Here is a 14,763-nt window from a genome sequence, read left to right as displayed (position 1 = left end):
ACTCGCTCATATTCGCTCAATTATGGGCAAAATAAAAGGTGAACGGTCGTTATATCACCGCAAACGGTCGTACTGCTTACTCCCTGGCCCTGTCCACCTTTGCCATAGATATCCAATTTGAGCGAAATATGTACTTCTTCCGATAAAAGTAAAAAGATTATTCGGTACCTTGACATTAAATATTTCGGTACCTACAATCCCTCCACGTTCACAATTTTTAGGAGAAGAAATACTCGAGTGAGAGAGGAAATTATGTTCGAGACAGAAGACGAAAACGACAGGCTCACATCAGTGTCTATCGAACGTCAAGTACTTCGAAATTTTGGTTACTTCGGCTTTTTCTTGCACCGTCATGCAGGAGGTCGCGCAGGCAAACCCTATATTCTCATTGCGCTGCACCAAGCCGGAGGAAGTCTTCCTCAGCGCGAATTGCTAAGCCAAGCAGGAACTGCAGCTGCGTCACTTTCTGAAGTGCTCACTAAACTCGAAAACGAAAAACTCATCGAACGCAAACCCATGGAACACGATGGTCGTCAGCGTGAGGTAATTTTGACCGTAGAAGGAAGGGTGCGCGCTGAAGAAATCAACGCCAAGCGTGAAGCCTTTATAGAGCAGTCCCTCTATCCACTTGCAGACCAAGAAAAAACTCAACTAGCCGGAATGCTTGACCGCATATCCGCGCATTGGCACGAAATTGAAGATCAGGAGAGGGCGATGTAATGGCAAAAGAAGAACAAAAAGAAGGCTGGGCAAAGCGCCTTGGCTTCCAAGATGGTGCTTATAGCTTTGGCGAGGTCATCGCTATCCTCAAACGCAGTATTCGTGAGTATAAAAAGCTTTCTATTGAGACTCCTGTTCTCGTAACAGGCGAGGTTATCATTGAGTGTGCCTTGCCTTTCTTAACCGCAGGTCTCATCAATGCCATCAACGAAGGCGCCGGCATGGGCGTCGTTGCCAATTATGGTATTGCCCTTATTTTGCTGGCAATTCTGTCACTTACCTTTGGTGCTGCAGCAGGCGTGACCTGCTCAACCGCCTCTGCTGGTTTTGCAAAAAACCTCAGGCACGATATCTTCTCGCGCATCCAAGATTTTTCCTTCTCCAATATTGATCGTTTTTCAACCTCGTCGTTGGTTACCCGTCTCACCACAGATGTGACCAACGTCCAACAGGCGTACATGATGATCATTCGTACAGCAATCCGTTCGCCAATGATGCTCATCTTTGCCATCATCATGGCTTTTGCCACGGCAGGCCCCATGGCGGCGCTCTTTGTGGTTGTTGCTATTTTCCTAGGTATATTCCTCTTCTTTATTGCAGCGAAGGTTATGCCTATCTTCCGCCGCATTTTCAAGAAGTACGACCGCCTGAATGACTCCGTTGAAGAAAACATTGATGGCATACGTGTCGTCAAAAGTTATGTGCGCGAAGAATACGAGAAGCAAAAATTTGGAGATGCAAGCGGCTCACTCTACCACGACTTTGTCCACGTTGAGCGTATCTTGGCTTGGAATAGCCCGGTAATGACCTTCTCGATTGATGTCATCTTCCTTTTTGTCATCTACTTTGGCAGTAAAGCTATCATTCAGTCCAAAGGCACCCTGATGCAAGTAGGTGCTTTATCTGCTCTACTTACCTATGGTATGTCGGTACTGATGAGCTTGATGATGCTCACGATGATTTTTGTCATGATTACAATGTCTTTTGAGAGTGCTCAGCGTATCTGCCAAGTACTCATGGAAACCCCTGATATCAAAAATCCCGAGCACCCTCTGATGGAGGTAAGCGACGGCAGCATTGACTTTGACAACGTGAGCTTCCGCTATTCTGAGCGCGCTGACCGTATGGCACTCTCTGACGTTGATCTGCATATTAAAAGTGGCGAAGTACTAGGCATTATCGGCGGAACGGGTTCCAGCAAGTCTACCCTCATCCAACTTGTCAGCCGCTTGTATGACGCAACCGAAGGTACGGTGCGTGTGGGCGGTCACGATGTACGTGACTATGACCTTGACACCCTTCGCGATGCCGTAGCAGTTGTGCTACAGCGCAATGTCCTTTTCTCGGGCACCATCAAAGAAAATCTTCGCTGGGGCGATAAAAACGCCACCGATGAGGAACTTATCGAAGTATGTAAGATTGCTCAGGCAGATGAGTTTATTCAGCTGATGCCTGACAAATATGACACCTATATTGAGCAGGGTGGCACCAATGTTTCTGGTGGTCAAAAACAGCGCCTCTGTATTGCACGCGCTCTGCTCAAGCATCCACGCGTCCTTATCATGGACGATTCTACAAGCGCTGTAGACACCAAGACCGACCGTCTAATTCGCGATGGTTTGCGCAGCTACGCGCCCGAGACAACCAAGATTATCATCGCCCAGCGTACGGGCTCGGTCGAAGATGCAGACCGTATTTTGGTACTCAATGACGGTCGTGTAAGCGCTATCGGTACCCATGATGAGCTGCTACACACATCCGAGATTTATCGCGACATCTATACAACACAAAACAAAAAGTCCCACGACGAGCGTATGGGCGATATCGCGGAGGGAGGAGAGACTGATGAGTAAGCAAGACGAACTCAAGCAGGAAACTGCTCAAACAACTCAAAAGCCCGCAGGCGAAGGCAACTCCAAGCCTGGATACAAGCGCGGAGCTCGCAGACCCATGGCAACGCTGCGACGCGCCATCGGCCTCATGATGAGTTACTATCCCGCCTACACAGTAATTATTGTTATTTGCATCATTGCGCAGGCCATTGTGGCAACCCTGCCTTCAATGTTTTTGCAGCAAGCCATTGCTGTTGTGGCTCAATATTGGAAGCAGGGCAATTGGTCGGCAGCAGCCGCTCCTCTTATGCAGATTGCATTTACGCTTTTGGGCTGCTACCTGTTGGCATTGGTTGCCATTATCATCGAGACCCAGCTTGCTGCTGTGGTCACTCAGGGTACGCTGATGCACGTACGCGATGATATGTTTAGCCACATGGAAGATTTGCCCATCAGGTATTTTGATACGCGCAAACACGGCGACATCATGTCTGCGTATACCAATGACGTTGATACACTGCGTCAACTTATCGGCGTAGCTCTCCCCAATCTACTGATTTCTGGTATTGCCATGATTTCAGTGCTCGCCTTAATGCTGTGGTATTCAGTGCCCTTGTCGCTGGTAGTACTGGTGGTTATTGCACTGATGTTCTGGGTTACCCGTCTGCTGGGTAGTCGTTCTGCTCACTTCTTCTTGGATCAGCAGCATGAGATTGCAAATGCTGAAGGCTTTGTCGAAGAAGCTATGAGTGGTCAAAAAGTCATCAAGGTCTTTACCCACGAAGAGGCCACCAAGGCAAGCTTTGACGAGGTTAATGGTCGTTTATTCGAGGCTTCCAACAAGGCAAATATCTATGGCAATACACTTGCCCCTATCCTGATGAATATGGGAAACATCGCCTATGTGTTGGTTGCGCTTATGGGCGTTGTTATGCTTGAGACTCATATGGCCAATCCCTCGATTTCGGGCATGATTATCTCCATTGATATCGTGGTTCCCTTCCTCAATATGACCAAGCGCTTTGCTGGCCAAATTGGTCAGGTATCAAACCAGATTAACTTTGTAGTTATGGGCCTAGCGGGTGCTGAGCGTATTTTTGAGCTGCTCGATGAGCCAGCCGAAACCGATGAGGGCTACGTTACGCTCGTCAATGTTGTGCGCGATCCTGATGGCAGTCTGCACGAATGCCACGAAAACTCTGGCAAATGGGCTTGGAAGCACCCTCACAGGGACAGTGGCAAGGTTGATTTGATTCCGCTACAGGGCGAAGTGGTGCTTGCCGATGTGGACTTTGGCTATGAGCCTGGTCATGAGGTACTGCACGATATCTCCCTGTATGCATTACCTGGTCAAAAGGTTGCTTTTGTTGGCGCTACAGGCGCTGGCAAAACAACTATCACCAATTTGGTGAACCGCTTCTACGATATTTCTGACGGCAAAATTCGCTACGACGGCATCAATATTGACAAGATTCGCAAAGCAGATCTGCGCCGCTCACTCGGAATGGTGTTACAGGATACCAATTTGTTTACTGGCACCGTTATGGACAACATTCGCTATGGCAAGCTGGATGCCTCCGATGAAGAGTGCATTCGCGCAGCAAAGATTGCAGGTGCCGATAGCTTCATCCGTCGTCTGCCACAGAGCTACGAGACGATGCTGACCGACAATGCTGCCCGTCTTTCGCAGGGTCAGCGCCAACTGCTCTCAATTGCACGTGCCGCTGTAGCCGATCCACCAGTCATGATTCTCGATGAGGCAACAAGCTCCATCGATACACGTACCGAGCAGATAGTGCAGCGTGGTATGGACGCGTTGATGGAAGGCCGCACAACCTTTGTTATCGCCCACCGCTTGTCGACCGTTCGCAACTCTGATGTGATTATCGTGCTTGATCATGGCCACATTATCGAGCGCGGTACCCACAATGACCTGATTGCAGTCAAGGGTACTTACTACCAGCTCTACACCGGTGCTTTCGAGTTGGAGTAGTCAGACCACCAGCATATACGTCTTTGCAGGTGTAACGTTACTTGCACTAATCAAGCGCCTAGTTGTTCGCAGCTAGGCGCTTTTCTCTACTTCTCCGTGCAGGCCTCCCCAAACAAAAGGGTTCACGATTCATCAATCGTCCTGAAAAGGGTTCGTTTTTCTCGTTTTGCTTCACACCTGGTAAATTTTGAGTCAATGATGAATTATGAACCCAAAACAGTGATGCTGATGAATTGTGAACCTTATTCGCACCATGGAGGACGCAAGGTAAGCTGGGGGGAACTACTTATTTTGCTTGCGGCGATGGCTTTCGCGGAGGATAGAAATAACGATCCAAAGGCCCAAAACAAGTGCCACGACGTAGCCTAAAAATCCAATCACAGGAATGCCAAAAACAACGGGCTTGATGCGGGCAAAATACACCACTGATGAGCCAATAAACAAGCCAGCGATAATAATACTCATTGCCAAGCGGTCAAGCGCATGTGCCAAACTGCGCATAGGCCGATGCAGGCCATTCACATCAAGCTGTGTCCTTAGTTGGCCGCGGGTCAGCATGCGCGAAATGTTTGACATTTCGCTTCCTGCCTGCAGCAAACTATGGGTTGCTCGCCCAAATTCCATCGCGTAACTACGTGCCTCATCAATGGGAGCAGCGCGATCTTTGCGTACATGACTCACATGCTGCCCAATGATGTCAACAATAGACGTACCAGGCAAAAATTCATCGACCAAGCTCTCAAGGGTCACCAGCGAGCGGGCCAGCATCGTAACCGTACCCGGCAACTCGATACCATTTTCACGCGCCATCGAAATCAACGCATTAAAGAAGCCCGCGATATCGAGCTCGGAAAGATCTGCTTCACCGTAATTAGCAATAATTTGGTCTAGGTCTGCAAGCAAACTCGCATGATCAACTTCCGATACATCGGAGGAAGCAAAACGCAATAAACCATCTTTGAGTCGTACAGAATCACGCGTACCTACTGCTACAACCATATCGGTCAGTGCTGCTCGATCAAGCGCAGTCAGGCGTCCCATAATGCCTAAATCGAGAAAAATCAACTGCCCATCGCGTACGACAAGGTTGCCTGGATGCGGATCGGCATGGAAGAAACCATCGTCCAGCATTTGGCGCGTGTAATTGTCAACCAGCTTTGAGCCAATTTCGGAGAGGTCATAGCCTGCCGCTTTGAGCTCATCAGTTTTGTCGACAGGGATACCCTCAACGTAATCCATCACGACTACATGACGGGTACACCAGCGCCAATACGGCTTGGGGCAGTCAACAAATTTGCAGTTAGCATTATTGCGGCCAAACTCATCAAGACTTTTAGCCTCGACCAGAAAGTCCGTTTCTTCGACAAAAGACTGCCAGAGTTCATCGACCACTGAAGAAAAATCGATGAACTGCTTGCCCCGCATCAATTTGTCCATACGGCGCGCAAGAGAACGCATGATAGAGATATCCTGCGCCATCTTTTCTTGTACCTGAGGACGCTGAATTTTGATAGCTACTAGCTCACCTGTAACAAGACGCGCCTTATGCACCTGAGCAACCGATGCCGAACCCAACGGCACGTCGTCGATAGCGTCAAAAATATCCTCAATGGGAGTTGTATATTCGTCACGCAAAGCCTGCAGCATGGTCGTACGGTCCATGGGCTCGACTTCGGTACGTAACTTTTTGAGTTCATCACAAAAGCTTTCGGGCAAAATCTCCGAACGCATAGAAAGAATCTGCCCTGCTTTTACAAAAGTAGGCCCCAGCTCCTCAAGCAGAGACCTCATGCTCCGCGGCGTCAAACCATGCCAGACATCATAATGGCTGGCAATCGCCAAGATTTCCCTCAGACGAGACAGTTTGCTCGCCCGCGTAATTTGGTACTGGTCGGACGATGCATCTCGCCCACCAAAAATACCTATAGTCTCAAAGGCACCTTCTTCCGCCTTGAGAGCTTCTTCCCAGCCCTCAAGGCGGTCTTCAGGTCCAAATTCGTCTTCAGTCACGGAAGAAAAACCTTTGCGGCACAGCGAATGCTATGCCTCGGCATCCTCGGACTTAGGCTCGTCCGCTGGCTCTACCTCAATTTCAACCTCAATATCGGGCTCCTCAACAGGCTCACCATCAACCTCAACAGGCTCAGCATTGAGGTCTTCTTTGATCTGAGTAATTTTTGCCACGTAGGCCTCGCGCTCCTCGGGTGTCATACCACGCAGACGGGCACGCAAAATACTTGCCTCGGTATCACTACTTGCCGCAGAAGCCTTGTGCTTGAGCTCTTCGTTGAGCGTCTTGCCCTGCTCTACCGTAAGCTCGCCCTTCTTGACCAGCTCTTCGATAATCGCGCCAGACTTTTCTGCAATCTGACCAGACATTTCTGCGCCAGTTGCAACAGCACCAATACCGGCTAGAAAAATCTTACGGGCGGTCTCTGACATGTCGTCAATCAGTGTCATGATAAGCTCCTTTGTTCGTAGCTTGTACGGGTGTGCACCCGTTGGCTTTTGTATACCCATCGTAGGCGAGCTCTGACAAAATTTTCCGCTCGTCTCCATGAGAACACCGTGAACGGTGGTTTTTGCCCTTCAGTTCAACAACTAAAGGCCGCGAAGGATACGACCAAGCTGGGCCACACTGTGTACCACCGTGATGGCGCCTGCTTCCTCAAGCTCGCCGGCAGGCGCTGTATCGCCAAAGTAGACACCGATGCAGGGCATGCCAACTTGCTTGGCGGCTTCAACATCATAATGCCTGTCGCCTACCATTACCGCTTGTCCAGCCGTAAAACCTAGCTTGTCGATGGCAGCCTGGATGGTATCAGCTTTGGTCTGCTTGTTAGTATCGTTTTTCTTGCCTTCAATGGTTTCGAAATAATCAGCAATCTTACCATCGCCCACACAACGCTCAAGCAGGCTCTGTCGTTTGGATGAAGCAACAGCTAAATGGCGCCCATTGGCCTGCAACTGCGCCAACAACTCGGGAATACCGGCAAAAGGAGGCCAGGCTTCGGGACCGCAGGCATCATACAGTCTACGATAATGTGCAGTGACTGTAGCCGCATCTTTCTCTGATAAGCCATATACCTCGGTATATGCTTGAGGAAAAGGTGGCCCAATCAGACGACGCAAGTCGCCCATCTCTTCTTCACTCATGCCAAAATCGCTTAACACGGTATGCGCTGTAGCCACGATTGAATGAGTGGTATTACCCAGCGTGCCATCAAAATCAAAAAGGATACAGGGGCGCTGTGCAAGATCGACAATTCGCTCGATACCTCGTGGACCACCTGCATCAAGATCTGATAAAAAACGATAATTCATTCAATTCCTCCAAGCTTAGCGGCAAATTTCTTGTTAAATACGTCACTGCGACTCGAAATATACAAATCTATTTTATCTACTTGAGTTGTCACGAACTCAATACTCTGCTTGGGTTACCATGAACTCACAATCTATTTGAGTTGCAATAAACTCGTTCTCTGTTTGAGTTGCAATAAACTCGTGCGGCCACAGCAAAAGGGATATCCATGCACACTCAGCCAATATTCTGTTTTCGTCCCACACCTGAGAGAGCGGCCGATTTTGCTGCTCCACCCTATGATGTGTTTGACCGTACAAGTGCAGCCGAGTATGTAGCAGCACATCCTCAGTCATTCTTGGCCATCGATCGGCCTGAAACCGCTTTTTCAGCAGAGCAGGACATGTATGCTCCCGAGGTTTACGAAAAGGCACGTCAGCTGCTTAATGAGCGTGTAGCTGATGGCACTTTATTGCGCGATGAGTCGGCTTGTTACTATATCTGGCGCATGACAGTCGATGGGCATACCCAAACGGGTTTGGTTTGCGGAGCAGCGGTATCTGATTACGAAGATGGTGTCATCCGCCGTCACGAGTTGACGCGCAAAGACAAGCAGCAAGATCGCATTAACCACATACGCGCAACTAGTGCGCAGACAGGACCCATTTTCCTTGCTTATCGCGACAACAGTGCACTGTATGCCTTGATTACACTGATGAGCAGTGCAGAGCCACTGTACGATTTTACAGATGAGGCTGGCTGCCATCACAGCATTTGGCGCGTGGCACGCGATGTAGCTGTGGGATCACTACAACTCATGCTCGACCAAATACCTTGTGCCTACATTGCCGATGGGCATCATCGAGCTGCATCAGCGGTTGCGGTGTGCCAAGAAAAGCGCGCAAAGTTGCAGGAAACAGGCCAGAACACCTCCAGCGAAGCAGACACATTTTTAGCCGTACTTTTTCCAGCAAGCCAATTGCATATTTTGCCGTACAACCGCGTTATCACTGATAAAGGCAGTAAAACGCAAACTGAAATATTTGCGGAATTGAGCAAGCAGGGCTTTGCCATTACGGAGGTAGATGATGTGGTAAACCCTGCTCAAAAAGGCATGTTTGGCTTGAAACTAGAAGGTAAATGGTATGAGTTAAGACTTACTGAGAAGTCTGCAAAAGATGACCCTGTTGCAAGGCTTGATACCTCTCTTGTTCAAAATCTTATCTTAAGCCCGATTTTTGGCATCAATGACCCTACAGTTGACCCACGCATTTCTTTTATTGGTGGCAAAGACGCAGCTCGACGCAGTGGGGAAGCCGCAGGAGATACGGGCGTTGCCATCACTCTGCACGCAACTTCGCTCGATGAGCTGATGTCTGTATCCGATGCTGGTTTGTTGATGCCGCCAAAGTCAACGTGGTTTGAGCCAAAACTCCTATCGGGACTTTTTATTCGTCATATCTAGTCTAGATTCCACCGCAGTCCCATTTTGCGGATGTCAGAAAAAGTGTGCCTGATTTTGATATATGTCTGCAGCAGTGGAGACATATCGAAAAGGCATAGCAAGGTTGAGCGTACAAAGCTTAGTGTCTTTATTTCTTGACGAGTTTTGCTTCAAAAAATGTATCTAAGAAAACAGTTGCTTAACAGCTCTTCAAGGCAGCTGTTTTGCTGCAAGAGAGGTTTTAATGTCTGCCTGCTGGGGTATAAAACTATACAGAACGCCTTGTGAAAGTGAGACGAATGCGACTTTTTGGCCGTACTGATAAACAAAAAAATAAGGAAGCTTTAGCACTTACTAGGAAATCGCAATTGAAGAAAGCGATTCTGTGGGTGTTGGGAATATCAGCTGCACTGAGCATAGTGAGATTTACGCCGAACAAAGAGCTGGCCATTGCCGTATTGCTGGGTGTTATCGGTGGTGCTGTCAGCGCATATTTTCTTTTGCAGTCAAAACGCGAGGTGCTGCCAGCAAGAAAGCCTCTTGCTGTTGATGATGTCAAAACTACTTGCCCTGTTGATGCTACAGAGCTTGCAGCTGAAGATACCTCCAAAAGAAAGGATGTACCCAATCTCAAGCTGAACCTCAATACTACGAATGCCGATCAGGCACTTAACTCGTCTGAAGCGCCTGTAGTAGCCGAAGATGATGGTGAGCCCGCTTATCGCCAGTCACAACTTGACTTTACAGAGTTCACCAAAAAGCTACTTGAAAGCCCTGATCCTTTAGGTGAGCTCAAACTTTTTACTGCAGATGTACGTGAACGCGAAAACTTCTACGGTGCCCCCGCCCTTGAAGAAGCAGATCTTGGCGAAGCAGAACCCAACGAGACTGTATCTCAGTTTGAATATGCCAAGGATGAAGAACCCCTACTACCCTCTGGTGTAGAGCTTTTCTTGGCACATCGCCTATATGAGTCGGGACTTTTTGACGAGAAGATTGAATTGCCTCATATACGCATTGTACGCCCTCATGCGTCAGGTATGCTTTATCTTAGAATTGAGCAAGGACAGCTTCCCTACTCAGCAATGATCACGATTCTGCGCATCGAGGCAGCACTCAATGCACTGCGCTTTGCTTACAGTTATTTTGAAGACCCACAGGATGCAAGCGAAGAAGATGTCGCTGTTCTCCAGCAGCGCATTACTTCTTCGATTGTGGCTCAGGCTGCACCTATTGATACCCCTATTGAGCTGCCCGAAGGTGTAGAACCTGATGGTGAGTGGGCAGTGCGCAACTACATCTCAACAGCTATCGAGAGCTTCCAGCTGCCCTATCGCTTGACCGCATCATGGCGCACCAATGTTGCCGATGGAAATGTCGCTATCGAAATTCAACTGGTACCTTCAGATGTCTTCCCCAATTCATGGGCAGTGCCGACGCTAAATGATGGAAACAAGCGCGTGAAAACCACCAAACAGATGCGCCGCCAAATGGCTTCTGCTTATGCTATTCGTCTCGCCCTGCTTTTGGCGGTAAGTGCGTTTCGCGCATCCTCCAAAATTAAGCATGTTTGGGTAGCAGGCATTCTGGATAATGCCTCGCGTCATGATTGCTATCTCTCGGTGGATTTTGACCGTTGGCGTTTTGCCAAAACGGAGCTTGATCATACCGATGACCTCGAAAAAATTATGCGACCCTTCTGTCCTGTCATGCGCCTTGAGGATGGCTTTTTGCGTCCTGTTACGCAGAGTTTTTCTCTTTCAGAAGAGCGCTTCTGCCCGCGGCGGCGTTATGAAAGCGTTTCGATGTCAACACGCAAACTACCAAAACACCTAGCAAATGCGCTAGGCACCGACCACGTAAGCGGACTTGCTATCCAAGAATCCGAGAAGCGCGAAGCAATCGCTGATGATATTTTGCGGCGCTTGGTAGCACCTGCGCGTGAGCATGCAACTCAGCATAACGTCCACACCATCCTTGAGCTGGCGGGAGACGATCCTGACCCTAGTGTTCGTAGCGCTGCAGAGCGTACAGCAAATGCTCTAGTACGCGGATCGATTGATGGAGAGCCTCAATCAGTTGTCGAAGAATTTATGACAGGCGATGTACTATCTCGTGCCTGCGAGCTAGCGCGCAGGTCGTTACAAGCTCGCAACGCCACAGCTGCTCTTGAAGTACTCAAGACTGCGCTGGAACCATTGGATGCAGCCAGTGCATATGCTGATTCTCCGCAGGTAGAGTGGCGTTATTTCTCGAGTTTTGTAGACCGTGCGCTATACAATCGCAGTCACAAAGCCAATGGTCGCAGCCTCATGCTAGTACCTGATACCTATTACAATGCTCATGTGCTCGCAGTTATGGCTGAGCTCGCGCTGGGCCATGCTAAACGCGCGACAGAACATGCCCAAGAACTGGTGCGTATTGCTCCTCTGGATGCACATGCAAAATTGCAATTGGTACGTTGTTTGGAAGCATCAGACAATGATAAAGCAGCTGTTGAGCTTCTAACGCGGTTGCTTAAAGAAGCGCACGATCCTCAAGCTGTTGGTACTGCTTACTACCGCATGGCTTTCTTCCAATGGAAGCAGGGCAACATTTTGGCCGCACGTGCGTGCTATCAGATGGCAACGCAATTTGTGCCAGCTGCTGCGCCGACCATTGCAATGGAACTCACAGCACTCGCAATGCAGACAGGCACCAAAGATGCACGCGAGCCGCTCTCACCCACCGAACTGCACCACGTCCTTGAGACTCACCATATTCCCGAGTCACCCACCGATGAGATGTCTGGGGTCTTTATGGAATGCGCCCAGGCATCACTAGATGCAGAAGTTTTTCCTGTTGCGCGGAACTTCTTGTCCACACTGGCAGCCTTTACTCCTGACGATATCATCGTCGGAATGATGAACTCTCTCGAAAGTTTCCCCGACTCCTTGTAAGGCCACTATAAAGCCGCTCCACCTCTACCCAAACCTGTTCTAAGCTAAAAATCTGACCCAACCTCAGATTGGATCAGATTTTTCTGCAGACCATCTACCTACTCTTTTATCTCAGTTTACCTGGTGGATTCCTCGATAATCAATTGGGGACTCAGGAAACTCAATAACAAGGCTGTATTAGCTATTCTTGCGAGCCTGCTGTAGACCTAAGCCTGCAAGCAGAACAATGACACCTGCGCCAGTCACAAACGGGACATATGAGTTGTCTCCAGTCTGAGGAAGTGCAGATTTCTTAATCTTCTTTGTAACAGTCTTGCGCTTAGGAGTCTTTTTGGGAGTCTCGGGAGTCTTCGGAGTGTCCTTGGGAGGCTTAGGGGTCTCAGGAATCTTCTTATTGCTAATGGGATCAAGCACAGCGGAGAGATGTGTGTTGGTCAAATCAAAGGCATGGGTCTCAGGGTTAATCTCATAGCCTTCGGGTGCCTTTGTCTCGTTAAGTGTATAGCTACCCCACTCAAGACCTGTCACCTTCAGCGAACCAAGAGCAGGATCTTCGTCGTTCTCACCATTATCGACTACCGTCTTTAAGAAACCATTTTCACCTGCGAGCAGCCACTCTGAACCACCCAACAGCTCGGAGTTCTCAGCGGCAACCTTGGTCCATGCAAGTTCTCCAGGAATGCGACCATCCTTAATCTCCCCTACAAAAATAGGGGTATCAAAGTCGCTGTTCTCATTGAATTCAAATGTATAGGTATTTTCGTCGATGGTATAACCCTTAGGAGCCTTGGTTTCCTTTAGCGCATAGGTACCCCACATGTTTTGGGTGTCCTTCTTTACGCCCCAAGCAAAACCAGAAACCTTCAGTGAACCAATTTCGGGATCTTCGTCATTCTCACCATTGTCAACGACTTTCTTGGAGAAGCCATCTGCTCCCGTAATCAACCACTCAGAACCACCGATTTTCTCGGAGGTCTTTGCATCAAGCTTTGTCCAGTTAATCGTTCCAAGCTTGCGCGTATTGGTAAGATGAAAAACTCCATTGTCGTCTGTCTTTATCTGAGAAGTAAATCCAGGCGTTGGAATTTCTCGACACCGATATGTCATTTTATTAGCAATACCGCCAGGCTCATTTGCCGGAGCATAAATAACAAACTGCCAATCATCATCGCCATTATGAGGATTGACATCGGCAGAAAACTGGTTTTCGTTACCAGTGTAGATGCAATCGATCAGTTCAGCTGTAGTTCTGTGAATTTTAAATTTGGCAACGACAGACTCATACTTTGGCTTGGTTGTATCTGGCCTTCTATCAGGACCAAGAGGATATCGAGTCGCAAGGAGCTCTACCTCAATATAATCGGGATGCTCAAATTCAGTACTATCCCGTGCATACGCAACACGTGTAAACAAGGCGCTTGTCAGCAGGGCAAGCGAAAAAAGTACAATTACCCCCCCCCTTAGTTTCTTTAATAGAATGCGTAAATCCTTCAAATTCATCAACATCTCCTTTCTAAAATACAAACTATAAAAACTCCTTATTTATAATAAACTTTAATAATTAACCCTCAAACCCCTTGAAATACAAGGATATTTGCAAGAGAACAAGTTGAATTTACTACCAATTTACTACTTTTGAGGAAAAAGCCTTGATGTGCTGTAAAAACTCTTGCAGATAGGAACATTTTACCACAGATAGCACAAAGCATGTTGTGAGGATCAAAACTAAATAGGAAATCGTAAAAGCGGTGTTCTTTCGCTTCTGTTAAAGGAAGCATAGGATGCCGCTTTTTTCATGCCCATGTTACGAAGTAGAGGTAAATAAGGGCTTGAAATACAAAGCTTTCAGAGGGCGGTTTTGAAAAAGTAAGGGAAATATACCTTTTCTTTCAAAATTGCCCTTTTACTGCGTAACAAATAAAAAACGAAAGGAGTATCCGCATGGCAGTTTTCAGAGTAGAGAAAAACAAAGGCTATACCGTCATGAGCAATCATCATCTGCGAAACAAAGAGCTAACGCTAAAAGCAAAGGGCTTGCTCTCACAGATGCTTTTACTTCCGGAAAACTGGGACTATACCCTTGCCGGACTTTCCCATATCAACAAAGAAAGTATCGATGCCATTCGTACTGCTGTCTTGGAGCTTGAAAAGACAGGATATATCGAAAGGTCGTAAGGCAGGGATGAGAAAGGGGAAATGACAGCTATTACCTATGCCATTTATGAGCAGCCGCAAAGTCCGGTACCCAAAAATCCAACATCGGATAAGCCGGTATTGGAAAATCCGACAACGGATAATCCGACGTCGGAAAATCCAATGCAATTAAATAAAGATATACAAAAAACTGATCTATCAAAAAAAGAAGAAATAAATAAAGATGGATTAAGTACCGATTCCATTCCTATCCTTTCCCCTAACCCCTCTCCTTTGAGAGAGCCGCCTTTATCGGAAAAGAACGGAAAGGAAGAAAAAGACGCATACAAAATCTATGAGGAACTCATCAAGGACAATATCGAGTATGAACACCTCATAAA

At 48.0% G+C, this 14,763-nt stretch carries 11 protein-coding genes; 7 read left to right on the top strand and 4 right to left on the bottom strand.

Going from position 1 to position 14,763, the window contains the following annotated elements:
- Positions 1-252 precede the first annotated feature (252 nt).
- From ACO5JD_RS05480 to ACO5JD_RS05470, 3 genes are read left to right on the top strand one after another with little or no spacing between them, the layout of a single operon-like run.
- Positions 253-720, top strand: a complete 468-nt coding sequence (locus ACO5JD_RS05480; RefSeq protein ID WP_484988276.1) for a MarR family winged helix-turn-helix transcriptional regulator — start codon at positions 253-255, stop codon at positions 718-720.
- On the top strand, positions 720-2,573 hold the full coding sequence (locus ACO5JD_RS05475; protein WP_484988274.1) for an ABC transporter ATP-binding protein: 1,854 nt from the start codon (positions 720-722) through the stop codon (positions 2,571-2,573). The genes ACO5JD_RS05480 and ACO5JD_RS05475 overlap by 1 nt, the downstream gene beginning before the upstream one ends.
- Positions 2,566-4,545, top strand: coding sequence for an ABC transporter ATP-binding protein (locus ACO5JD_RS05470; RefSeq protein WP_484988272.1), 1,980 nt, complete (start codon positions 2,566-2,568; stop codon positions 4,543-4,545). Before ACO5JD_RS05475 ends, ACO5JD_RS05470 begins: the two co-directional genes overlap by 8 nt.
- A 282-nt stretch (positions 4,546-4,827) precedes the next feature.
- Here ACO5JD_RS05470 and ACO5JD_RS05465 read toward each other — a convergent pair whose 3' ends face one another.
- From ACO5JD_RS05465 to ACO5JD_RS05455, 3 genes are all read right to left on the bottom strand, one after another.
- Positions 4,828-6,555: an ABC1 kinase family protein gene (locus tag ACO5JD_RS05465; RefSeq protein ID WP_484988270.1), complete on the bottom strand. Its 1,728-nt coding sequence runs from the start codon at positions 6,553-6,555 to the stop codon at positions 4,828-4,830.
- Between the two features lie 30 nt (positions 6,556-6,585).
- On the bottom strand, positions 6,586-7,005 hold the full coding sequence (locus ACO5JD_RS05460) for a hypothetical protein (protein WP_484988268.1): 420 nt from the start codon (positions 7,003-7,005) through the stop codon (positions 6,586-6,588).
- Between the two features lie 141 nt (positions 7,006-7,146).
- The gene (locus ACO5JD_RS05455) at positions 7,147-7,869 is read right to left on the bottom strand and encodes an HAD family hydrolase (RefSeq protein WP_484988266.1); all 723 of its coding nucleotides are present in this window, start codon (positions 7,867-7,869) and stop codon (positions 7,147-7,149) included.
- Between the two features lie 206 nt (positions 7,870-8,075).
- Here ACO5JD_RS05455 and ACO5JD_RS05450 point away from each other — a divergent pair, with 206 nt between their 5' ends.
- Together ACO5JD_RS05450 and ACO5JD_RS05445 are read left to right on the top strand one after the other, a co-directional pair.
- The gene (locus ACO5JD_RS05450; RefSeq protein ID WP_484988264.1) at positions 8,076-9,311 is read left to right on the top strand and encodes a DUF1015 domain-containing protein; all 1,236 of its coding nucleotides are present in this window, start codon (positions 8,076-8,078) and stop codon (positions 9,309-9,311) included.
- Positions 9,312-9,658: 347 nt separating this feature from the next.
- Positions 9,659-12,229 (top strand): tetratricopeptide repeat protein, encoded by a 2,571-nt coding sequence (locus ACO5JD_RS05445; RefSeq protein ID WP_484988262.1) that lies wholly within the window; start codon positions 9,659-9,661, stop codon positions 12,227-12,229.
- A 177-nt stretch (positions 12,230-12,406) separates the two neighbouring features.
- On the opposite strand, the gene ACO5JD_RS05440 is transcribed toward ACO5JD_RS05445, so the two are convergent.
- Entirely contained in the window at positions 12,407-13,729 is a 1,323-nt protein-coding gene (locus ACO5JD_RS05440) for a SpaA isopeptide-forming pilin-related protein (protein WP_484988260.1), read from the bottom strand.
- Between the two features lie 441 nt (positions 13,730-14,170).
- Here ACO5JD_RS05440 and ACO5JD_RS05435 point away from each other — a divergent pair, with 441 nt between their 5' ends.
- Positions 14,171-14,404 (top strand): hypothetical protein, encoded by a 234-nt coding sequence (locus tag ACO5JD_RS05435; protein WP_484988258.1) that lies wholly within the window; start codon positions 14,171-14,173, stop codon positions 14,402-14,404.
- 21 nt (positions 14,405-14,425) lie between these two features.
- The coding region (locus tag ACO5JD_RS05430; RefSeq protein ID WP_484988256.1) for a hypothetical protein at positions 14,426-14,763 on the top strand (338 nt) is incomplete at its 3' end.

Source organism: Olegusella sp. (assembly GCF_057238325.1).
The sequence above is the reverse complement of the archived record's forward strand: the minus strand, read 5'-3'. Positions and strand labels throughout refer to the sequence as shown.